Consider the following 22,890-nt stretch of genomic DNA (forward strand, 5'->3'; position numbering starts at 1 on the left):
CGACCGCGAAAGGCCAATCCCGCATGTCCGATATCCGAAGCGCGGCGATGGTCGTAAACGCGATGTCTCGCAAGGGCAGGGCGCTTTTCGAACAGGCCTGCGCGCGTTGCGACATGCTGCCATTCCCGGTCGATGCCCATGCCGTGGAAGATCCGGCGCAGCTCGAAGAGGTGGTGAAGCGGGCGCTGGCGAAAAAGCCCGACCTGCTCATTCTCGGTGGCGGCGACGGCACGATCAGCGGGCTGGTCGATCTGATGGTCGGCAAGGATGTGGCGCTGGGGGTCCTGCCGCTCGGCACCGCGAACAGCTTTGCCCGCACGCTCGGCATTCCGATGGATGTCGAAGGCGCGCTCGACGTGATTGCGGGCGGCAAGCGCAAGCGCATCGATCTCGGCATGATCGATGGCGATTATTTCGCGAATGGGGCCGCGATCGGCATCGCGCCGCGCATCGCCCAGTCGGTGCCGCATGCGCTCAAGAAATATCTCGGCCGCGCCGGCTATCTCGGCTGGGCGGCCTGGGAATTCCTGCACTTCCACCCCTTCACCCTGATCGTCGGGGAAGGGGCGGCGGCGGAACGGCTCGCGGTGGTCGAGGTGCGCATCTCCAACGGGTCCTATCATGGCGGCACCGAAGTGAACGAGCAGGCGACGGTGGATAACGGCATGATCGTCGTCCAGGCGGTGACGGGTCACGCGAGGAGCCGCCTCATCAGGAACTGGGCGGCGAGCATCCTGCGCCTCGACGCGCGGCACGAGACGGTGCGCCATTTCTCCGGCACCGAACTGCGCATCGCGACCGAACCGCCGATGGCGATCTCGATCGACGGCGAGCTGCTGGCCCGCACCCCGGTGACCGCGCGGGTTGCCGCCGGCGTGATCGAGGTGCTGGTGCCGTAGGAACGACATCTATGCTCTCTTCCACCGGTGCGGGTCGGTACGTGATAGGGCGAGTGCCTGAAAGGGAGATGCATGGACGCTGCCATCCTGGCTGATCCCATCCACCTGAACTGGCACTCGTCATAGGCACCGGTGCCGTTTGCTCGGTCACCCCAACTGGATTCCTGCCATCGGCGCCAAAGCGCAGAAGGCGCTTCGGCCCGGCCACGGGTGTGTGTGCCTAGTGGTTTTTGCCTGTCGATTGGCACCCGATTACGTGCTGCGCCAAATGACCAAAGGTGGGGACATTGCGGTCGTTTCCGAGTTGGGCCCGGAACGGTGGCTCCCAATCGAACACCGGACGTTCCGGAAATGAGCAGGCGATGGCTGGGAATGGGAACGGCTGGCCGGTTGCCGTCTGACCGCTTTGGAACGGCCGCGATAGAGAAGCTGCCATTCACGAGGATTGCTGCGAAACGACGGGTGTCGCCCACTTGCAGACATTCGAAGATTCGGATCAAATCTCTTGTGATGGATGATGTCGGCAACCGAAATACCCTCTGGGTCCGCGAGATACGCACACGCGATATGGATCGCCGGACGTTCCTATGCGTCTCGGACAACTATCAAGATGCCCACGTCGGGGATGTTTTCACTAAGTGCTACGAGGTGCGTAACGATGCGCATGAAGATGTGCCGCAAGGATGCGTCCGCTCGGCCGCAAACACCTGCATGGACGTCGAAGTCACCATAACCGCTATAGAGTGGCCGAAGGGTGCAGCCGCCAATTTACTCCCTCGCGGACACACGGGCGCGATCCAATTTACGGGTGCGGGGTCGGACAGCATAGTCCCCGGCAGCTATCTGGAAACGTAACCGCGAGCTAGAACGCGCATGTCTGCTTCCCACCACCTGTTGTCGTTCGCCCGAGGCAGTTCGCGGTCAACGCGGAACGGTTTGGCCTGGTGGTTAGCTGCCGTTCGCTCGTCGCTGCTTGAACGAACGAAGGAGTTGGTCGCCAGCCAGAATGGCGAGGGTGACCACATACCACCCGGGTAGAACGGCGAGCGACACGGACCCAATGTTCCATCCGACGTGGTTCACGATCGAGACTAGCATGGCGTTTGCGCAGACGACCGCGAAAAGGACGGCCGCCACCGACAGTCTGAGGATCGGACTGACTGGTCCAGCCTGTTGATCTAACGGGACCTGCGGTAAGAAGACCGCCGCGAAGCCAGCATATGGGAACAGGATGTAGGATTTCGTCCCGGATAGCCATCCGACAACCTGAAATACCCCTTCGCCTACGAGCGAAATTGCGAGCATCCCGGCGCTGAGCTTCAACGCTCGATGGATATACGCGAAGTTCATAACGAGAGGTTTTAGCAAGGAGCGCTTGAGTCCGCTATTGGGCGCTTGCCGTCATTACTTGGAAATTTACGCGAATGGCAGGTTTAAGGCTATCGTCACAGGTCCGGTCGACCCCGGTCGCTCTAGCAGGCTGTTGAAAAAGATGATTCGGACCGACCTCAATCGTCATCCCCGCGCAGGCGGGGATCCATAGCCCATTGCGTTTCAGTGCGATACCAGAGCGCCAAGCTTATGGATTCCCGCCTGCGCGGGAATGACGAAGGTTTTCTCAACAGCCTGCTAGGCGCGGTGGGCGTCCGCTTCTGATGGTAACGACGCGTCCCTTGCCGCGCGTGGTGGCGCGCGGCATCCAACTGTGGTTCGGCCTGTCGATTGGTGCGCGATTCCTGCGAAGGCCGCGCTGCCGTCATGGTTGAGTTCGAGGCGGGCCGCTCCCAAGGAAATCTATCTCCTCTTCGCGAGCGCGGCCATTAGCATTGACGCCAATATACCGACACGCCCTTGAGAGGACCGACGATGGCCGAGCGCACGCTGCACCCCGAAACGATTGCCCTGCACGCCGGCTGGCGCGCCGACCCGACCACCGGCGCGGTGGTGCCGCCGATCTATCAGACCACCTCCTACCAGTTCCGCGACACCGACCATGCCGCGAACCTGTTCGCGTTGCGCGAGCTGGGCAACATCTATACCCGGCTCGGGAACCCGACGACCGACGTGCTGGAGCAGCGCATCGCCGCACTGGAAGGCGGCGCGGCGGCGCTCGCGGTGGCCTCGGGCCAGGCGGCCTCCGCCTATGCAGTGCAGAATCTCGCGCGCGCCGGCGACAACATTGTCAGCGGCACCGATCTCTACGGCGGCACCTGGAACCTGTTCGCCAACACGCTGAAGGACCAGGGCATCGACGTCCGGTTTGTCGATCCCGCCGATCCGGAAGCCTTTGTCCGCGCCAGCGATGATCGCACCCGCGCCTGGTATATCGAGACGCTGCCCAATCCCAAGCTGATCGTCGGCCCAATCGGCGAGATCGCCGCCCTCGGTCGCCCGCTCGGCATCCCCCTGATCGTCGACAACACCGCCGCGCCGCTGATCGCGCGTCCGTTCGACCATGGCGCGGCAATCGTGGTCTATTCGACGACCAAATATATCGGCGGTCACGGCACGTCGATCGGTGGGATGATCGTTGATGGCGGCAATTTCGACTGGGAGGCTTTCCCCGATCGCCAGCCGCTGCTCAACACCCCCGATCGCAGCTATCACGGCGCGGTGTGGAGCCAGGCGGCCAAGCCGCTCGGCCCGATCGCCTACATACTCCGTGCCCGCACCGTGCTGCTGCGCGATCTGGGCGCGGCGCTGTCGCCGACCAACGCCTTCCATATCCTTCAGGGGCTGGAGACGCTGCCGTTGCGCATGCCGCGCCACTGCGAGAATGCGGCCAAGGTGGTCGCCTTCCTGCAAGCGCGGCCCGAGGTGATGAGGGTAATCCATCCGTCCGTCCAGACGGGCGTGCAGGCGGAGCGCGCCGCGCGCGTGCTGGCCGGCGGCCAGGGCGGTCTGGTCGGGTTCGAACTCGCGGGTGGGGGCGCGGCGGGGCGCGCCTTCATCAACTCACTGCAGCTCTTCTACCATGTCGCCAATATCGGCGATGCGCGCAGTCTCGCGATCCATCCCGCGTCGACCACCCATTCGCAGCTCTCGGCCGAGGAGCAGCTGGTAACGGGTGTGTCGGAAGGCTATGTCCGCCTCTCGATTGGCCTCGAGCATATCGACGACATCCTCGCCGACCTTAGCCAGGCGCTCGACCGCGCGAACGCAGCGCAGTGATGGGGCCGCGCGCGCCGGGGGGCGTGCGCGGCTGCCGGGTCGAACAGAGCGGCGGCGTCGCAGCGCCCGGCGCCGCCGAGCGCTTCGGCTCGAGCAGTGCCACGACGGAGGTGAATTCGAGCAGTAGACCGATGATCAGCCCCCCCTTGCTGGAACGCCGGGTCGTGGGACATTTCCGGCGGTTCGCTGCAATCGTAGCGAATGACCGCTGTTGTCAGAAGCGGCCGCAACGCATTCGACCGGTTGGGCGACCGCATACCCGAAAATCCTACCGATTCCGGATGGTCAACTCTGGAGCGAGCAAACCAGGATAGCTGCCCTTCGTCCAGGTGGCCGTGGATCGGCCGCTGTCGCCCAGTTGCAGTCATTCCCGATCCCGCCGACACTGCGTCCATGGACTTTCCACGCATCACGCTCGACGCCGCTCACCGCCATTCAGCCAACCATCGAGCAGAGCTGGAGCGCAGCGCTGTTTGCGGGTGCTTCTTTTGTGAAAAAGTGTTTTCAGTCAGTGACGTAGAGGAGTGGGTTGAGGACGAGAGCGGTACTGCCCTCTGCCCCTATTGCGGCGTTGACTCGGTCATCGGCTCAGCATCCGGGCTTCCCGTCGCTAACGCCAATTTCATCCGCGCGATGCATGATAGATGGTTCGGCTAACCGTCCGCTCTCCACCACCTGTTGCCGTTCGCCCGAGGCAGTTCGCGATCAACACGGAGCGACTTGGCCTGGTGGAAACCTGCCTGACTGCTCGTCGCTGATGCGAGGTCGAAGCGGCCGTTGCAGTCGGGTTCAGTTAGCGCTGCTGCTGGACAGAGCGATGTTGAGCGCGCACGTTCTCGCAATGGATCGTTTTGCCATACCCTCGGGAAGCTGGCGCTTTCGATAGCGCTCGGAATTGTCCTGTCTGAAGCGGCACCTGCCAAGGCGAGTGAACTCGTCGGGCCAGCGCGCTTTTGTGGGTATGCGCCGATCATCGATCTGCTGGCGGGCGAGAAGGTCACAACGCTGGAAGGCGGCATTCATGGCGGCAGCTTTCGGTGGGAAGGCGCGTTCGGCTCGTTCGAGGTTCAAGGCATCGGCTGGGCATCGCCTGCGAAGGGGCGGATGCTGAACCCGCCGACCTCAGACAGACCGGCCATGTTTGCGCAGCAACGGGTAAAACAGGGTTATCAGGTCGCGATCTGGAACGGTGCCCATGGAACCGCCTATTTCACATCGCCGACGCCTTTCGGCGCGCCGCAACTGGCGGCGATCAAGCGCGTCCGTTTGTTCGAGGAGGGGCAGGAGCCGAGCGGCTGCAAATTGCGAACGATCTTCGTCTGGGAATGACCGCAATCGGCACTCGTGATGCTGCCCCTGAACGGCAATATATGGACGCTTGCCGTCGTTCCCTGGAAATTTAGGCGAATGACGGGTTCCAGGCCACCCTCACACCCGGGAACGTCTGTGGTGGGCGCGATGCGGATCGTCCGGTACTGGCGCCGGCGACGGCAGGTCTTCTCTGAACCGGTCATTCCCCACCGTCACCCTGTACGACCGACTGTGGTCGACATCTGCCGGAATATCAGATCTTCGGCACATGGCGCGCGCGAATTTGTCGCTGGCATAGGTACCCAACAATATGCAGACGCCTATGCCGAAAGTAATGACAAATCGTTGAGCCACGTGGAGGAGCATGTTAGTTTGCGTCCTATGCTTGCGCTGTTATCCCTTCTCACCGCCATGGCCTCGCCACAGGACATGGTCTCCGCTGATCCTGTCCCTGGCATGTTGCCCAACGGCGTGGGAGCCGACGAAGTGGCCATCTCGGCTATTACCGATGCCACTGTTCAAAGGTGCGTCCAGTTTTTTGAGCGAGAACTGGCTCCCCAGGCAGGAATGCGCATCGACCGGCGTGCAATGACATCCAGTCCGAATCTCGGACAAATCTGGCGCGCAGATGCGGTGAGCATGAGCAAGCCTGTCCGGGCTTCAAGATTTGTTTGCACGAACGCTGGTAAATCGATCGAGCCGCTTGATGGGGCAGGCGCGGAGTAAGCCAGGCGCCGCTGTATCCCCGCCTCTCTGGCTACGGAATTCGCCTCGATCCAGTGGATGGAGGCCTCTTGCTCCGAATCTGCGCTTTTTCCTTCCGGGCTGTCTTGATCCTTGGGTTACGCCCGGAAACTTCTGGTGTCAGCGTTGCGGGCGCCAGGTCGATCTCGACGATGCGGCCATCGTGGGACGTAGGAGTCCGGCGTGCTCAAAAGGACGCTTCGTAGACGCCGAAAACCATATCGGTGCGGCAGATATCGTCATATCCATAGGACGAGTGCCTGAAAGGGAATGCCATGAGAGTGTTTGCGTCGCTTCTTCTTCTGTCGCTGGCCGCTCCGGCCGTCGGCCAATCCGCGCCGGCGCGGCAGACGATGCCGTCGATCGACCTGACCCAGCCGTTCGGCACGCGCTCGCCCTGGCGGTTCACGGCGTCGCAGGGCGCCGATATTCCCGATCCGCTCGGCATGGGCGACGACAAGGCGCCCGGCGCCATCCGCCTGTGCGTCAGCAACGATGGTGGCCGGACATGCCCGCCGGATCTGGCGCATATGCTGGCGCTGTCGACCGGGGACGACCTGTATTCGGAGGCGCATTTCCTGAACGATGCCAGGATCGTACAGCCGGAGGCCGGCAAGAAGCTCCTGTTGGTGCAGGTCGCGAGCCTGCACGGTGGCAATGGCGATCAGCGCGTGGCGACGATGGTGCTTGCCTATGACCGTGCGCGCGACAGCTTCGCGCCCGTCTTCGAAAAGCGGACCGGGCGGAACAACAATCAGGAAATACGCTATGTCGCCGATGGTCGCTTGCGCGGCGCGATGATCTCGGCCGAGCCGACCCAGGATGCGCCGTTCGGCTTCTGGATGACGGTCAGCAGGCTTGGGGCAGGCGGCTATGGGCAGGTCCTGCGCTATCGCAGCGCCACGCGATATGCGGACGGCAACCCGCTGGCTGTGATCGATTCGGAAATGCCCAATATCGAGGCGCGGCTGGGCCTTTGGCGGCCGGGGATGAAGATGGCCCTGCCGCCCGGCCAATGCCGTAACCCGCGTTTGGTCAAACAGGAATTATGGTGCTGACAGGATGGCCAGACCCACCTGCCGGGATCAGGCCCGGTAGAGCAGATGCCGTCAAGAGGTCCCATATCTCCTCAAAAGCGGCGTGGCGGGCGCTTTTCGCCCTTCTTGAAGGAAGAAGGCTGCTCGACCGTCAGGTCTCGGACCATTCGCCGCATTTCATCGTCAAGCCGCTCTGAGCATCGTGGGACCGGATAGGCCGCACAATCCGCTGTGCGGATCGCGTCCCAGCGTCGGGTCGCCTCCCGCGTCGATATCGAGTTGCTAGTCGACCTCCGCAGATCCGGCGTCCGGTCGATCCAGTCGAACAGACCCTGTTCGCCTCGAACTGGCTTGAGCGGCGACGGGATACTGGAAACCCCGGTCAATATCTCCGCCCGGCGGCGCGCAAAATCGGCATAGGCGGAAACGGTGGCGACGTCGCCCGCTAGGGAATCGCTTGAATAATAGGCGCGGTCCGGATTCTGCGCCTCCTGAAAGGCTGGGAGCATCGCAGCGAGGAGATCGTCGCGACGCGCGCCGGTACGCGCGCGCGGCAGGAGCTTGTTATAGGCATCGATCGCTTTGCCGTCGCACTCTTCGAAAAGTTGTGGCGAATAGTCATTCGCCTTGCAGGTTGCCCGACGCGCCCCGATAGCTGCGATCGCCCGTTTGGCGCGCGCTATCGAAAGTGTAGCGGCGATCCTTGCATTCGCGGCGGAACCAGGCCGAGCAACCGTCGCGGTAGGTGAAACGGCGACCGCTACAGCAGCGGCGATGACGGCACATATTAGGCTACTTGTCTCTCCCCGGCGCTTCACCGATCTCTCCTGCGATCATATTGCCTCTAACGATGATCTCTTTTTGTTCTCGACAAGTCAATGCCTGGGCACCCGTTCCCGTAGGACGCAAGCACCCGCACCGTACCGCAATGATGAGGCTGGCGGTGTACCATGACCCTATTTGGGCTGGCCGCGCAGGCTGCTAGTCGGGGGAAGCGTTACTTTTCCCGGATCGTACATATAGTCTGTCACGTCGATAAGATCGTCGGTGTATTTATCCATGAAGGTGTAACGGTGACACGTGCAATATGCGCCTAATGCTCATCGAATTTATTCTTCGCCCTTTGGACGGAGCGCTGTCGCCCGAGAGCCATCCAGGCGCGCGAAGCACGGGGGATTATTGCACGTGTCACCTTACGCAACCGCCGTTACGCAGCGCGCGGGCCATCCGGTTTAACGCCGCTGCGGTTTTTGTCGGGACTTTGCGCCGGCCAGTTTGATCTCCTCGACGAAGGGAAGGCGGTCGCACATCGGCTCGTCCAGCTTTCTGTAATCGTCCAACGTGTCTGATGATCGCGTGATGATCACATCGGCATAGTCGTGCCCACCACGGGCACCATAAGAAGGCCGGACAATCATCCATATGTCCCGGATATGAGCGATGCTTGGGCACCCTCGTTGCCGCGTATTTTCGAGGCTCCGGTACAGCCAGGCGCTTGCCTGCGGCCAATGCGGAAAAAGATACCGCATCGTCTGCCCATAAATCGGGGATACTTCGCGCCTGATCCTGGTCGTCCTGCCTTTAGTGAGGTCGAATATGGCAATCATCAGGATAATCTCTCTGGCGGGATCATTCGATCGATAAGGTTCGATCTGGACATCACCGATGCAGCCCTTGTACGGCCGAGTCCCCCAGTCAGGCAGACCGGCATCGAGGCATGGGAATCGCCTCGCAAAGTCGGCTGCGACAACCCTGGTCGGCTTGTCGATGCCGGGTTGGGGCACGCCTTTCCCGAAGGCCGGCGTAACCGGCAGCGCCAGCAGAATCGACACCCCAACGAGGCGGGCGCCGATGGCTCGATGCGGAAAAAACGCGATATTCATGCATCAACTCCGCTATCAACTTCGGCCAGTAGAACGCGCCTAGAATCCACTGAGCCCGAAAGACCGCCATTTCATGGGGGAGATAAACGCCTTAGTATTTCGGGGACACAATATTAAACTCGAGGTTTGCGCCCATGCAGTTGGCAGTGCGAGGGTGATCGCGCGTTGCAAGCTGGCCAATATGCCGACTCTTGCACTGTGTTTCCAAAATGTCCGGGGCCGAACCCTGGACACCCTCTAATCCCGTTCTTCACCATCCTCCGGTCGGTCGCAACCGGGGGGAGCCTTATCGCGCCACCTCGTGACGTGCAGTGTCTTGCCATCGGTGACATAAGCGCTGCCGTTGCGCCAATTCTCATCGGCAAACGCGACGACGGCCTGGCGCCCGCCAATATTGCAAACCCTAGACTCCAACGCGTCGATGCGCGCGTAAAAGATAAGCGTGACACGTCCCTTCGAAATACCTCCAGAGGCATCTCGTTCGGTGGGATCGGTTATCACGTAGAGAGATTTGCCAATATTGGAGCCATTCGGTTCCATTTGGTCATAGTGATCGAAGCAGCAACTATTCTCCATGAAGCCGTAGAAGCTGCCGCCCGTGTAAGACCATCCGCCGTGAAGGGGTGCCCGATCGTTTGGCACGATATCTCCGACCTTGGGAAAAGGCCGCTCAGGCAGCGGCGGCTGCCGTCCGGCCTCTTCGGCTTCACGATTCGCGCGGGCAGCATTCGCCCTATCCGGCATCGCCGCCGCCGTGCGCGCCGCGACGGTCCCGCCTGCCTTGCCTGAGCCTGACGACGTTGCAGTTTTCGACATGTCCGGCGAGGCGTGCGGTGACTTGTCGTTGCCGCACGCCGTGCACGCGAACAGCGTCACGACGATGCCGAGATTGATCCACGTGCTGGCCATCCGCATCTATCCCGCAGCCGATTTCAGTTCATCTGTACCGCAAATGTTCCGGATGATCTATAGCCTCTCACACCTGAATGTACTTGGTCACATGGCCCTTTTCAGTGGCGCGCTGCCGGCAGACGCCCGGACAGCCAATCGGCAGGGTCGTATGTTTTTGCCATACTTCTATCACGGACCTCGAAATGGACGTGACTGCCCTTCGTCGCAGCGTTCCCCGTAATACCCAGCCGCCCGATCTCCTGATCCGCGCGAACAGTCTGACCCTTTTTTAACTGTGGCACTTCCCGCAGATGCGCATAGACCGTCCGATAACCATCGGGGTGTTGAATGATGACGTAATTCCCCCAACCCACCACCTTCTTGCCGCGCCTGAAAAGCTTTCGCCCCTGCTTGTCCCGTTTGATCGCGCCGTCCTTGTCGCGTTCCCAGATCTTCTCGCGCTCGGTATCCGCCGCGACCACGACACCGTTGGCGGCGGCACCTACGACAGCGCCAATTTCTCCCGGCAGGTCATATCCCTTATGCTTACGACCGCCTCTCTTTCCTCCAGTCAGATCATAACTGCCGTCGGAATATTCCTTGCCGCGAGAATCCCTTTTTCCCTTCTGCGCGGTGCGCCCTCCGCCAGGCACCGGCCAATCTCTTTTAAGAGCACCGGGCAGGCTGTTCCCGGAAGCTGACGGCCGAGCAGGCGTCGGTCTAAGGGCTGGGGTAGGGCTGGGGGGCGACGGAGGTGTCGCCCTGGCCGGTGCAGACCGGCGTGAACCCCATGTTTCGACTCCCTTGATCACATCCGCCAACGTCGTTGCTCGCGCCGGGCTATTCGATGAACCGCCAGTTGGGGCTCCATTTGCCTCTGCGCTTCTGTCGCCTCTTCCCTCCCGTTCATCGACCCCGTCATCGATCATCATTCCGTTGAAATTCATATCGATGGATGACCGGACCGCTGCGCTGCCTTGGGCACCCGTTGTTTCGTCTGGCGCAGAGGCGTTGGCCATGAACGTCGCATTCGTCATCATGGCGGCCGCTGGCGAGTTGGTCGCTTCTTCGGCAGAGGAGCCCAGCACCTTGTACCCGCCCGCCTTCCACCAGCGGCTCGCCTCGTCGGCGATATAGGTGAACGGCACCAGTCCTTCGGCGATCAGGGCATGGCCGAAATATTTGTCCACCTCCTCATAAGTCGCCGCGCGCGTGCCGCCGGTGACCTCGTCCAGATCGTTCATCGTGCGCGACATCAGCGCCATCGCCATAAGCCGCCGTTCGGGTGCGGCATGCTCAGGTGATCGGGCACCTTCCACTGCGACCTTGGGCCGTCCCAGGGCTGGGGCGGTGGCGCGGGCGGGCGCACCACCCGCGGCGAGGCGAGGTGTATATTCTCCTCGATGAACCGCCGCATCCACTCCTCGTCGCTCTCATCCTCCGGCTCGGCCGGCGCGTCGGGCGGGAGGTTCGGGTCGAGGGCGGGCGCGGTATCGGCGTCGGGATCGGTCGTGCCCGGCGCGAGGGGCGGGGTCGTTGAGGGATCGATGCTGTCGACCATGAGGCTCTCCTTCGATGTCGCACCGGCCCTGGCGCCGGCGCCACGATTGTTGAATCAAGCCGGGCCGTTTCACCCGAGCGCCGCCACCCGCGCCGCGAACGCCTCCTCGCGCGATTGCCAGCCGGCCCAGACCAGTTCGGCGATGAAATCGTCCAGCCCCAGCCCTTCGCGCCGCGCCGCCTTGATGATCTGAATCGCCATGTCCGGATCGCGCGACTTCACCATGTGCAGCGTGGCGGAGGGCATGCGGCCGGGCCGTTTCTTCGTGCGCCAGTGCGGCGTCTTGTTGGTCACCGGCGCGGTCGCCTTGCCCGTCGCCAGCACCGTGATGCGCCGCGTGCGCTGGTATCGCTCGACCCGGATCAGCCCCTTGCGCTCGAGCCGCTGCACCAGGTTGACGGTGGTGCTGATGGAATCGCAGCCGCAGCGTTCCTGCAACTCGTCGCCGGTCGGCGCGACCCGGCCAGCCTCGGCCGCCTCGGTCACGCAGGCGAGCACCTCGCGCTCCCAGGGCGAAAGCGTCATGTCGTTCATATCGGTCTCCTTCAGGCGGAAAGCGGCGCGGCGATCCGCGCCAGGCGGTCGCGGTCGCGGTCGTGCGCGGCGATCAGGGTGCGGATGCGCGACACCTCCCAGCGCCGCACCGCGACCCCGGCGCAGCGCTCGCGGATCTCGGCGATCGAGGGGAAGAAGCGGCAGTCGCGCAGCACCCGGACACAGGCGGCGCCGAGCAGGTCGGCCGGGATGTCGCCCAGCCCCTCGGCATAGAGTTCCAGCCGGGCCTCCGCCTCCAGGTCGCTCGCCTTGCCGGCCGGAAAGCCGAGCGCGAGCTTGCCGATCATCCGCCTGATCTCGCGCGGGCTGGCCGGGGCCAGCGCCGCCTCGGCCGCGACGGCCAGTGCGGCGAGCGCGCTGCGCTCCTCGGGCGTGCAGACATGGCTAAAAACCGGCGCCTCCCTCACCAGCATCGCGAGCTTCGGATCGCAGCACGGCGCGGACGAGAGGGTTGCACGGCTCGGCGGGATCGCCGGGGGCGGGGCAGGTGGAACCGGATCGGTAAGGGCGGCGGTTGCCATGGCGGCGTGCTCCTTGATGGTCGTCTCGGGGATCGAAGATCTGCGCCCAGCCCCTCTCGGCGGCATGGGCCAGCAGCCTGCCGGGCGGCCATTCGTCGTCGCTGTGCGCGTCGAGATCGCGGATCAGCTTGCGGTAGGCCGCCCGGGTCATCGCCAGCCGCTTGACCTGCCGGTTGGCGAGCAGGTCGCGCCAGTCGGCCGGGTCGCAGCCGGCGGGGCAGGGGAACCGCCGGCCGGCACCGGCCTCGCGCGGGGAATCCCCCATGGGGGCACGGGGGATGGGATTAATTTTTGGGGTCTGGGGGCTTTTATCAAGGGAAGGGGGGATGATGCCCGTCACGCCGGACTGGCCGTCGGTTGCGTCCTGTAACGCGTTACGGGCGTCATCGGGCGAGGCCTGAATCTGCTCCTTTGGGATGGACGGATCGGTGTCGCCACCCCCATCCGTCACCCCGGACTTGTTCCGGGGGCCATCGGGCCGCGTACGCAACGGCCGCGGCGTTTGCGGCTCGATGGATGCCGGAACAGGTCCGGCATGACGAAGGAGGGGCGGCTCCTTATCTTCGCACGGGATCGCCAAAGCGGCGGAGGCGGTACTCCCCTCCACCCCCTCGAACAGATCGCCCGTCTCGTCCCCCGACAGCCGCTCGCGATAGCGCCGTTGCCGCCGCGCATTGCCGGCACGCTGCGCCGCGCGCCGCGCATCCTCGCGCGTCGCGGCTGCCTTGACCGCGGCGACGATCACCTCGGCCGAGGCGCCGGCCTCGAGCATGGCATCAAGGATGGCGGGGTCGATCACGCGCGCTCATGGTCCCGGGCGGCCGGGCAGGGCAGGGCGTCGCCCCGGACAGGGGGCGCGGCGAGCGGACACCCCGCCATCTGGCAATGCCGCGTGTCCGGGTGCCACCCCGATACCCCGCAGGGCGCGCATCGCCCGCTCCCCGGTTCGGCACGCATGCCAAGGGATTCCCGCAAAATGTCTTGCTGGTTCACGACTCGCTCCCGCTGTTCGTTCTATATATGTTCTCGTAGGAAATTTCCTACATTGCAAGCGCGATCTGATTCAAGATCGCGGCTTTCGGGCTTAGCGACCGTGCGGACAGGAGGGTTTGATGACCATCGATATCCCGCAGACCGAGAGTGAAGAGCTGCCCCTTGATCCGCCCGAGGCAAGCCGGTCGGCAGCGCCGGAACCTACCGACCCGTCAGGGGCGGCAGCCTCCGATGGTTCTCTCGAAGCGCAGCCCGAGCCGGAGGACGAGTCGGACGAGGAATGGATGCGGCGGTTCATCGAGGAGAATATCCACCTCGCCTCGCCGCCGGTGGTTCGGCCGCCGGCCTCGCCGCCCCAGCCCTGGGACGGACCGCGATCGCAGTGGAAGGTGCCCGATCACCTGAGCATGCCACACCCGAAGGGCGGCTATATGGCGATGGCCCTGATGTCGCGCACGATGAACGATCTGGACGAGGTCACCGGCGGCAAGCGCGCGGCGACCTATGAAGAGGTGGACACATATTTCGGCCATGCCCTGATCGCCGAAGGGCTGGTGCCGTTCACCTACACCGCCGACGAGGCGATCCACTGGTGGAAGGCCGGCGGGTTTAGGGTGCTGGGCTCCTCTACCGAAGAAGCAGCCAACTCGCCACCGGCCGCCAGGATGACGAACGCGACATTCATGGCCAACGCCTCTGCGCCAGACGAGACATCGGAGGCCCAAGGCGCGGCAGCGGTCGGATCATCCATCGATATGAATGCCAATGCCATGATGATCGGCGAAGCGCCGATCGGAACGACGCCGAAAACAGCGACCGCACCGACAACGCTCACTGACGTACTTGAAGACGTTGAAACTTGGGGACAGCCAAAGCTGGCGATTCCACCAAACTCGGGCAAGAGCAAGACTGGGCCGGTGGCGCCCAGCAGTAATTCTGCGGAAGCGCGCCGCGGCGATATACCTGTTCACAATACTGCACCTTCGACACCGGTGCCCAGCTCGGGCGTAAAGTTCCCGCGAAGCTGGCCAGTTCCAATTCCTGCGACGGGCGTTCATTTCCCTCGACGAGGCGAAAAGGACGTGAGGGGTGTCGCATATTCCGACGGACGATACTCACCCGAGGGTCGCTACAGAAAACAACGTACCGGAAAGCCTCAGCGTCATCTGGGAGATGACGTGCCCGGACCGCTCGGCACACCGGTACGGGCCGCAGCGGATGGTGTCGTCGTGACGGCCAGCACACAATGGGCAAAAGTCTGGGCCAGAGATCCCAAGACTGGCAAAAGGTTGTTGAAGAAGGACAAGAATGGAAAATTTGTCCCGTACAAGGTTCAGGGGCACGGGCCAGAAATGGCAGGTTGGGGAAATTACATCACTGTGGCCCACCCGGACGGCTACATTACCCTATATGCACATCTCCAAACGGTGCCGCGCCTGGCGAGCGGAACCCCCGTTCGCCTCGGGCAACCGATCGGAGTCCTTGGTTCCACGGGCAACGCTCGCGGTCAGGGAAGCCATGTCCATTTCGAAGTCCATGACCGTAACCGCAATACGTATAATCCCGTCGATTGGATGGAGGGTCGCCTCCCACCCAGAAAACGTTGACGCTGCGTGTCGGCGATGCACTCGCGCCCAGAACGGCGCCTTGACTCTTGCGGAACAAATGGAGATCATTTTGCAGGCACGATACGGGCGGAGCAGACGATGAGACTCGGATCGAGCGGAGTTGGCCTAGCCATTATTATCGTTGCCTGCGCTGGATGCAGCCCAGACACTACCGATGGTGCCGCCAACCGGTCCGTTGCCGCTGTTCGTGAGGGCAAATCCGGCCCGGGGCCGGCAAGAAACGTAGCGCGCGGTAGTGGGACGACTGCCGAGGAGGTTTTGCGCTTCCCCGACCCCGGTGAAGGTCCATGGAAAAAATGGCTGACTTATTCCGAATCGGAAGACGGGGAAGAAAAATATAAATCTTATCGCATTCCCGGAGATTCTTTTTCGCGATATTATGATGTCGAAGCAGACATGAGCCAGGGAGACCAGAATACGGTCATCCGCAATGACAAGGGCGAATATCTCAAAGCGAACTTCTATCGATATGCAGATTATATTGGCATAAGAAAAACATCAAATAATGTTATTGTTTTCGCATATTACTTGCCTGACGACGAAGAAACGATTGGAAATTACAATGTCGCCCGAATTCAAGGTGGAAGTGTGACGATGTATTGGTGCACCGTCAGCCGAAGCACCCTTAACCAGGTGGCAACGGAGCATTTTTCGACTCAGGCGCGATTGGGCACCGCCCGGTTCGAATACGCACCTAGCATCATCGATCTGCTGACGTCAGCCGAGCCTGATCTGAAACGGGACGAGTGCGAATGACACCGGGCCCAGATGAACTGAAATCGGCTGTGGGATAGATGCGGATGGCCAACACGTGGATCAATCTCGGCATGGTCCTGACGCTGTTCGCGTGCACGGCGTGCGGCAACGACAAGTCCCCGCACGCCTCGCCGGACATGTCGAAAACCGCAACATCGTCAGGCTTGGGCAAGGCAGGTGGAACCGTCGCGGCGCGCACGGCGGCGGCGATGCCGGATAGGGCGAATGCTGCCGGCGCGGATCGTGAAGCTGAAGAGGCCGGACGGCAGCCGCCCCTGCCTGAGCGGCCTTTTCCCAAGGTCGGCGATATCGTGCCAAACGATCGGGCGCCCCTTCACGGCGGCTGGTCTCACACGGGCGGCAGCTTCTACGGCTTCATGGAGACGATCGCGGCGGCGCGCAGGGCGTCGGGATGGGAAGCGAAATCGTCGATGACGACCAGTGGTTGTTTTTCGCGCCCGATACGCAGGATAGTGATGTCGGGCTGCCCCATCGCGCGCTATCCTCCCTCCGGTCATTCTATTGCAAAACCAGTTCTGTGAACGTCATCAGCGAGAACGACAGGGGAGAAGCCGAAATGCAGCGACGCAGCGCCTTGGCAACGATCGTCCTGGGCCTTGCCGCGCCCCGCATGACGCTGGCGGCCGAACCGGCCAGGGCGCCCGGCGTCACCATCGATCGCGCCCGCATCGACGCCGCGCTCCGCCAGATGGTCGCGAGCGGGCGGGCGACCGGCGCCTCGGCGCTGGTCTGGCAGGGGGGCGCCGAACGCTATTTCGGCGCCGCGGGCGAGGCCGATCGCGAGGCGCACCGACCGATGCGCCGCGACACGCTCGTCCAGATCTTCTCGATGACCAAGCCGGTGACCGGCGTCGCGCTGATGCAGCTGTGGGAACAGGGCAGGTTCGGCCTCGACGATCCGCTCGCGCGCTACCTGCCCGCCTTTGGCGCGGTGAAGGTGATCGACGGTACGGGCGCCGACGGCAAGCCGGTCCTCCGCGCGCCGTCGCGGCCGATCAGCATCCGCGACATCATGCGGCACACCGCCGGCTTCTCCTATGGCATGCGCGATACCGCCGCCGACGTCATCTTCCACGAGATCGATCCGCTCGCCCTGACCAACAGCCTGTCGGAGATGGGCGACAAGCTGGCCCGCGTGCCGCTGCTGTTCGATCCGGGGGCCGAATGGAGCTACAGCACCGGCGTCGACGTCCAGGCGCTGCTGGTCGAGCATCTGACCGACGAACCGTTCGAGCAGCATGTCCGCCGCACCATCCTCGATCCGCTCGGCATGCGCGACACCGGCTGGACCCAGCCGCAGGACAGGCTCCCCCGCTTTGCCGCAAGCTATGAGAAGGGGGCCGATGGCAAGCTCGTCCGCCAGCCGGACGACAAGGCGCGCGCGCTCAATTTCGGGCCGCGCCGCCTGACCATGGGTGGGGCCGGGCTCGCATCGACGCTCGACGATTATATGCGCTTCGCGCGCATGCTGCTCGGTCGGGGCACGCTCGACGGGGTGCGCATCCTCGCGCCGTCGACCGTCAGGCTGATGTCGACCGACCACCTCGACCCGCGCATCACCCGGCGTTTCTTCCTGCCGGGCAAGGGATCGGTCGGCTTCGGGTTCGATTTTGCCGTACGCACGGCGCAGCCAAAGACGCCCGGGGAGAATCGCGGATCGGTCGGCGAATTCTTCTGGGACGGCGCCCAGACGACCCTGTTCTGGGTCGATCCGGCCAACGACATGGCGGTGGTGTTCTTCGTCCAGGTCAGGCCGTTCGACGGCACGCTGCACCATGACATCCGCGCGGCCGTCTATGGCGCCGACTATCTCGGGCCGCCGGGCGACTGAGATATCCTAGCGCCGATAGCCGAAGGTGCTGCTCTCGACGGCGACGGTTGCTCTTGCATTGTCGCCGAGCGGAATATCGGCGGTGCCATAGGCGCCGCGCGTGCCGTTCGTGCCGATCATGACGCCGACCTCGCCGTGAATGCCACGTCCGGGGCCTTCCGAGTCCGGCAGCTCGCCGCGGACGGCGGCCGCCCTTTCCACGGTATTGCTGCTCAGGATCGCGTCCCGCTCCGCATCGGTCAGGCGACGCGTATCGCCCTCGGACGGTGCGGGCCGAGCCTCGCCCGTTTCGGGTGCCGGCGCGGATTGTGCGAAGGAAGCGGCCGACCAGCACGACGCGATCAGGAGGAACGCCAGGGGCAAGGCGCTCGCGGAGCATGGCGTCGGGCGGATCATGCCCCTTCTTGGGCGGCCGAACCTGTCCACAAAATGAACGTCACGGCGCCGGCTCACCGCTCCCGCACCGTCACCGGCCCCCCGTCATAGACCAGGGCGGTCTGTTCGTTCTCCGCAAAGTCCGGCGTCGCCGCCTTGCCCGGCCGATAGAAGCGGACCGAGATCCGCCGTGTCGCCGGCATGCCCTGGTAGCGGCCCTCCCGCGCGCCGATGGTCAGCATGCGCGTCGCCTGGTTCCACGCGATCGGTATGCGGGCATGGTCGCCCCGCTGATAGGCCTGGCTCACCCCATCGTCCTCGTAGAGCGAGAAGCTGGCATCGGCCCCGGTGAAGACATGCAGCACCAGCGGGCCTCCGGGCTGCTCGCGGGTGTTCTGCACCTCGGGTCCGGTGGGCAGGATGCTGCCGGCGCGGACGAACAGCGGCATGCGCTCATAGGGGGCGGCTGCGGCGACGGTGCGGCCGCCCGGATGCCAGGCGCCGCTGTTGAAATCGTACCAGCCGGCGCCTGCGGGCAGATAGACGGGCCGGGCGCGCGCGCCGAACGCGGTCACCGGCGCCACCAGCAGGCTGGGGCCGAACAGATATTCGTCGTCGATGCGCCACACCTTCCTGTCGGCGGCGAAGTCCATCACCAGCCCGCGCATGATCGATCCGTGCTTCAGCGCCGTGTCGGCGCCGAGCGTGTAGATATAGGGCATCAGCCGGTATCGCAGCCGGTCGTACCAGATCATCGAGCGCTGCATCGCCGGGTCGCCCGCGGAAATCTCGTAAATCTCCCGCTTGGGCGTCTCGCCATGGCTGCGGAACAGCGGGCTGAACGCGCCGAACTGGAACCAGCGCAGGTTGAGCTCCCGCCACTCGGCCCGGGCCTCGGGCAGCTGCCTGGTGTAGCGGTCCTCCACCGCGAAGCCGCCGATATCGTGCGTCCAGTTGGGCAGGCCGGACATCGAGATGTTCACCCCGGCCGAAATCTGGTCGCGCAGATCGTCCCAGCGCGCGGCGATGTCGCCCGACCACACGGCCGAGCTGGTGCGCTGCAGCCCGGCAAAGCCCGAGCGGGTGAGGATGAAGGGGCGCACGTCCGGCCGCGCGGCGCGCAGGCCCTCCGCCACGCCCTGGGCATGGACCAGCGGGAAGCTGTTGAACAAGGCCGCGGCCGGCCCCCGGGCGGTCGGGCCCATCGCGCCGATCCGCTCTTCGATCGACAGGTTGGAATGGATGTCGGGCTCGGTCGCGTCGAGCCACCAGGCGTCGAAGCCCAGCGTCACCAGCCGCTCCCGCACCTGGCGGAAATAGATGGCGCGCGCCTCCGCGGCATAGGGGTCGTAATCGGTATTGAGATAGCCGGTACCGACCCAGTCCTTGCGGCCCGCATCGAGATTGCCGTGGTAGAGATAGCCCTTCGCATCGAGCTCCCGGGCGTTCGCCGTGCCCGGATAGAATTTCGGCCAGACCGAGATCATCACGTTCGCGCCCAGCGCATGGACCTCGTCGACCATCGCCTTGGGATCGGGGAAGCGGGCCTTGTCGAACTCATGGCTGCCCCATTGGTCCTGCGGCCAGTAGAACCAGTCCTGCACGATATTGTCGAGCGGGATGCCGCGCCTGCGATAGTCGCGCACGACGCCGAGCAGCTGCTCCTGCGTCTCGTAGCGCTGGCGGCTCTGCCAGAAGCCATAGGCCCATCTCGGCAGCATCGCCGCCGCGCCGGTCAGGCCGCGATAGCCGGCGATGACATCGTCCATGCTGGTGCCGCCGACATAATAATAATCGATCGCCTTGCCGGCATCGGACGACATCCATAGCGAATGGCGGTCCGCCGCCGGCAGCGGATCATTGTGGTAGAAGGCGATATAGCCGGCATCCGGCTCCCACTCGATGCGGATGTCGACCGGCTTGCCGGCGGTCATCTTCAGGCTGAAATTGTGGAACCACGGGTTCCAGTTCTGGCGCCAGCGCTGCAGCACCAGCTTGCCATCCGCGAAGACCTTCACATAGCTGGAGGAATAGAGGCGGAACTTGTGCTCGCCGCTCATCTCCGGGGTGACCGTGCCGGTCCAGATCACACGCTGGGTCTGGACGGTCTTGCCGGCCGTGTTCTGGCCGCTTTCGGACGAGGCCACGGTCGGCACTTTCGCCTTTGCCGGCCATCCGTCCTGGTCGCGGATATATTCGTAATTGATCACCGGCTCCTGCCGAGTGACGGCAAGCCGGTCGCCGAGATAATAGCGGGCCTGCCAGCCCGGATGTCCGCCGCTCGCCACCGTCAAGCCGCTGCCGACAAAGGCATAGGGCGTGGGGTTGCCGAAACGGGTGATCGCATTGTTGTCCCACAGCAGCCCGTAGTTGCGGGTCGAGACGAGAAAGGGGACGGCGATGTCCATATTGTGCTGGGCGAGCTCGACGTCCTCGCCATTGTAATTCATCTGTCGGTTCTGGTGCTGCCCCAGGCCGTAAAATCCCTCGTCGGTGCCGCGATTGAACTGCTGGCGGATGGCGAGCCAGGGCTGGCCGTCGATCGCGACGGGGCGGAAGGCGCCGCGCGCCGCTTCGTCCAGCACGATCTTGCCGGCGGCGTCGCGAAAGGCGACATGGCCGTCCGCCAGGCGGATCTCGGCGCTGGCCTTTGCAGCCTTCAGCGTGACCACGCCGTTCGCCTGGTGGACGGCCAACTCGCCATGCGGCCGGTCCGTCACCATCAGACTCTCCGGCAAATCCAGGCTGGCGCCGGGCACCGCCGTCACGCGGAAGCTGCCCTCGCCATAGACGAGCACACGGACGCGCCGGGCCGGCCCGTCATCGGGGGTCACCACCACGCCGTGATCGATGCGCTGGACCTCGGCGGCGGAGAGCGGGGTGGCGGAAAGCGCGATCGTCGGCAGGATCGCCAGTGCCGATGTCCATGCCGCAGCCCTCAGCGCCATTGCCCGTCTCCCCTGCCCGGTTTGAGATCGCCCATGGTGATGGGCGATTCCGGTTGAGGACCTTATCCAGGTTAAACGCTGTCATGCCAATCGAAACTGGTCACGGCGCCGGTTCCAGCTTCACCACGCGCACTACCGGGCCGGTGCGGACCCCCGGTTCCGGCCGGAAGATCGCGACCTGCGTGCCGCCGCGCAGCAGCCGGGCATAACGGCTCAGCTCCTCGGGGAAATGCACGGGATCGTCGCGATAGCCGTCATAATGGGAAAGCACGGCATAGTCGGCACGGCAGCTCGGAAGCTGCGCCGCGTCCACATGCGCCAGATCGACCACGGCGCGTCCGGAGCGCAGCTTCTCGACCCGCGAATAGCGGATCCGGCCGCCCAATATGCCACGCGCGTCGAGGCAGCCGGCCGAGCCGAGCGGGAACAGCACGCCCCACGGCCCGCGCAGCAGGTCGAACCCGGCATGCTCCATCACCAGGCTGCTGCCAGGCGCGACGTGCTTCCCGATCCAGCTGGCCGCGACCTGCCGCGTGTCCTCCGACCGCTCGATGGCGCCGGTCCGCGCCGCCTGGAGCATCGGCAGCATCAGCAGCAACGCTGCCCCGGCCTCGACGAAGCGCAAGGGGCGGCCGGTCCATGCCCTCAGCCGGTCGGCCAGCCAGCACAGCGCCGCCGCCGCCGCCAGCGCGGCGAAGGGCAGCAGCGGGACCATCCAGCGTTCCCACAACAGGGCCTGCGCACCGATGACGATCAGGAAGGCGAGGCACCCCGGCAGGACGGCGGCCGCGATGCGCGGGCGCACGAACGCGCCCAATGTCCCGGCCAAGGCCAGGGCGAGGCCGGCCGCCCCGAACGAGCCGAGCAGCGGATGCCCGGCATACCAGCCGAGATTGGCGAGGAAGCCGCCGCCGGTCGCACCCGGATGGCTGGTGCGCGCCTCGCCGGCCAGGTTGCGCATCACCGCCGGATAGTCGAGCAGCAGATAGGGTGAGGCGATCACCAGGCTCGCCAGTGCCGCCACCGGCAGCAGCGCCACGCGCCGCCATTCGCCGCGATCGAGCGACACCCGGTACAATCCGGCGCAAAGCGGGTTGAGCACGATGATCGCCGCCGGCCATTTGGTCGCGCAGGCAAGCCCCGCCCACAGGCCGGCCAGCAGATAGTCGCGGGTGCGCCCCTCGCGCGCGACCGCCACGGCCGATCGGGTGCACAACAGCATGAAGACCGTCGCCTGCACATCGGTGCGGATGATCTGCGAATAATGGATATGCACGGCGTTCACGGCGAGGAACGCCGCGGCGATCAGCCCGAGCCTGGCCCCGCCGAGCTTCCTGCCGAGCGACCAGGTGAACCACACGCACAGCAGGCCACAGGCAACGATGAACAGCCGGCCGGGCAGGAACAGGATGCCGGGATCGGCATAGACCGCCGTCACCAGCGCCGGGCCGTCGGCAAAGCGCCCGGTGGCGATGCCGATACCCCCTACCGCGAGGCTGACCAGCGCGAGACAATAGAGCGTCGTGGTGCCGGGATGCCCGAACCAGCCGGGATTGAGGCTGTGGTTCCGCAGCATCTCGAGCGCGGTCATCATGAACAGCGGCTCGTCCGGGTCGTTGAGCGACGGCAGGCCGAACCCGACGCCGTACAGGCGCAATGCCGTTGCGGCGGCAAGAATCAGCAGCAGGGCGCCATATTCGGCCCATCGGATGCGTCGCCCGTTACGGGCCGGGGCGATCGAATTCGTCATGCTATCGAATGTCAT

The 22,890-nt window shown here is 64.3% G+C and carries 20 protein-coding genes; 9 read left to right on the forward strand and 11 right to left on the reverse strand.

Going from position 1 to position 22,890, the window contains the following annotated elements:
- Positions 1 to 23 precede the first annotated feature (23 nt).
- The 5 genes from AC1DT7_RS05515 (at position 24) to AC1DT7_RS05535 (ending at position 7,183) form a co-directional block, all read left to right on the forward strand.
- The gene (locus AC1DT7_RS05515) at positions 24 to 899 is read left to right on the forward strand and encodes a diacylglycerol/lipid kinase family protein (RefSeq protein WP_478034796.1); all 876 of its coding nucleotides are present in this window, start codon (positions 24 to 26) and stop codon (positions 897 to 899) included.
- 1,866 nt (positions 900 to 2,765) lie between these two features.
- Positions 2,766 to 4,070 (forward strand): O-acetylhomoserine aminocarboxypropyltransferase/cysteine synthase family protein, encoded by a 1,305-nt coding sequence (locus tag AC1DT7_RS05520; RefSeq protein ID WP_478034797.1) that lies wholly within the window; start codon positions 2,766 to 2,768, stop codon positions 4,068 to 4,070.
- A gap of 777 nt (positions 4,071 to 4,847) precedes the next feature.
- The gene (locus AC1DT7_RS05525) at positions 4,848 to 5,399 is read left to right on the forward strand and encodes a hypothetical protein (protein ID WP_478034799.1); all 552 of its coding nucleotides are present in this window, start codon (positions 4,848 to 4,850) and stop codon (positions 5,397 to 5,399) included.
- A 213-nt stretch (positions 5,400 to 5,612) separates the two neighbouring features.
- Positions 5,613 to 6,107 (forward strand): hypothetical protein, encoded by a 495-nt coding sequence (locus AC1DT7_RS05530; RefSeq protein WP_478034801.1) that lies wholly within the window; start codon positions 5,613 to 5,615, stop codon positions 6,105 to 6,107.
- A gap of 293 nt (positions 6,108 to 6,400) precedes the next feature.
- Entirely contained in the window at positions 6,401 to 7,183 is a 783-nt protein-coding gene (locus AC1DT7_RS05535) for a hypothetical protein (RefSeq protein ID WP_478034802.1), read from the forward strand.
- A 71-nt stretch (positions 7,184 to 7,254) separates the two neighbouring features.
- On the opposite strand, the gene AC1DT7_RS05540 is transcribed toward AC1DT7_RS05535, so the two are convergent.
- From AC1DT7_RS05540 to AC1DT7_RS05575, 8 genes are all read right to left on the reverse strand, one after another.
- The gene (locus AC1DT7_RS05540; RefSeq protein ID WP_478034803.1) at positions 7,255 to 7,980 is read right to left on the reverse strand and encodes a hypothetical protein; all 726 of its coding nucleotides are present in this window, start codon (positions 7,978 to 7,980) and stop codon (positions 7,255 to 7,257) included.
- A 414-nt stretch (positions 7,981 to 8,394) separates the two neighbouring features.
- On the reverse strand, positions 8,395 to 9,045 hold the full coding sequence (locus AC1DT7_RS05545; protein WP_478034805.1) for a hypothetical protein: 651 nt from the start codon (positions 9,043 to 9,045) through the stop codon (positions 8,395 to 8,397).
- 237 nt (positions 9,046 to 9,282) lie between these two features.
- On the reverse strand, positions 9,283 to 9,954 hold the full coding sequence (locus AC1DT7_RS05550; RefSeq protein ID WP_478034807.1) for a hypothetical protein: 672 nt from the start codon (positions 9,952 to 9,954) through the stop codon (positions 9,283 to 9,285).
- Positions 9,955 to 10,055: 101 nt separating this feature from the next.
- Complete coding sequence (locus tag AC1DT7_RS05555) at positions 10,056 to 11,207, reverse strand: M23 family metallopeptidase (protein ID WP_478034808.1); 1,152 nt, start codon at positions 11,205 to 11,207, stop codon at positions 10,056 to 10,058.
- Positions 11,192 to 11,497, reverse strand: a complete 306-nt coding sequence (locus AC1DT7_RS05560) for a hypothetical protein (protein WP_478034809.1) — start codon at positions 11,495 to 11,497, stop codon at positions 11,192 to 11,194. Before AC1DT7_RS05560 ends, AC1DT7_RS05555 begins: the two co-directional genes overlap by 16 nt.
- A gap of 69 nt (positions 11,498 to 11,566) precedes the next feature.
- Positions 11,567 to 12,031 (reverse strand): LexA family transcriptional regulator, encoded by a 465-nt coding sequence (locus tag AC1DT7_RS05565; RefSeq protein ID WP_478034810.1) that lies wholly within the window; start codon positions 12,029 to 12,031, stop codon positions 11,567 to 11,569.
- Positions 12,032 to 12,042: 11 nt separating this feature from the next.
- The gene (locus AC1DT7_RS05570) at positions 12,043 to 12,465 is read right to left on the reverse strand and encodes a hypothetical protein (protein ID WP_478034811.1); all 423 of its coding nucleotides are present in this window, start codon (positions 12,463 to 12,465) and stop codon (positions 12,043 to 12,045) included.
- Positions 12,437 to 13,372 (reverse strand): hypothetical protein, encoded by a 936-nt coding sequence (locus AC1DT7_RS05575; protein ID WP_478034812.1) that lies wholly within the window; start codon positions 13,370 to 13,372, stop codon positions 12,437 to 12,439. Before AC1DT7_RS05575 ends, AC1DT7_RS05570 begins: the two co-directional genes overlap by 29 nt.
- Positions 13,373 to 13,685: 313 nt before the next feature.
- Here AC1DT7_RS05575 and AC1DT7_RS05580 point away from each other — a divergent pair, with 313 nt between their 5' ends.
- The 4 genes from AC1DT7_RS05580 to AC1DT7_RS05595 all read left to right on the forward strand — a co-directional run bounded on the left by AC1DT7_RS05580 (position 13,686) and on the right by AC1DT7_RS05595 (position 17,802).
- A complete protein-coding gene (locus AC1DT7_RS05580) occupies positions 13,686 to 15,173 on the forward strand; it encodes a M23 family metallopeptidase (protein WP_478034813.1) in 1,488 nt (495 codons plus the stop codon).
- Between the two features lie 99 nt (positions 15,174 to 15,272).
- Positions 15,273 to 15,950: a hypothetical protein gene (locus tag AC1DT7_RS05585; protein WP_478034814.1), complete on the forward strand. Its 678-nt coding sequence runs from the start codon at positions 15,273 to 15,275 to the stop codon at positions 15,948 to 15,950.
- 44 nt (positions 15,951 to 15,994) lie between these two features.
- Positions 15,995 to 16,492: a hypothetical protein gene (locus AC1DT7_RS05590; protein ID WP_478034815.1), complete on the forward strand. Its 498-nt coding sequence runs from the start codon at positions 15,995 to 15,997 to the stop codon at positions 16,490 to 16,492.
- A gap of 35 nt (positions 16,493 to 16,527) precedes the next feature.
- Complete coding sequence (locus AC1DT7_RS05595) at positions 16,528 to 17,802, forward strand: serine hydrolase domain-containing protein (protein ID WP_478034817.1); 1,275 nt, start codon at positions 16,528 to 16,530, stop codon at positions 17,800 to 17,802.
- Between the two features lie 6 nt (positions 17,803 to 17,808).
- Here AC1DT7_RS05595 and AC1DT7_RS05600 read toward each other — a convergent pair whose 3' ends face one another.
- From AC1DT7_RS05600 to AC1DT7_RS05610, 3 genes are all read right to left on the reverse strand, one after another.
- Complete coding sequence (locus tag AC1DT7_RS05600) at positions 17,809 to 18,198, reverse strand: hypothetical protein (RefSeq protein WP_478034819.1); 390 nt, start codon at positions 18,196 to 18,198, stop codon at positions 17,809 to 17,811.
- 53 nt (positions 18,199 to 18,251) lie between these two features.
- Entirely contained in the window at positions 18,252 to 21,125 is a 2,874-nt protein-coding gene (locus AC1DT7_RS05605; RefSeq protein WP_478034820.1) for a TIM-barrel domain-containing protein, read from the reverse strand.
- A 100-nt stretch (positions 21,126 to 21,225) separates the two neighbouring features.
- On the reverse strand, positions 21,226 to 22,875 hold the full coding sequence (locus AC1DT7_RS05610; RefSeq protein ID WP_478034821.1) for an ArnT family glycosyltransferase: 1,650 nt from the start codon (positions 22,873 to 22,875) through the stop codon (positions 21,226 to 21,228).
- Positions 22,876 to 22,890: the final 15 nt, after the last annotated feature.

Source organism: Sphingomonas sp. P3_C6, from assembly GCF_056402595.1.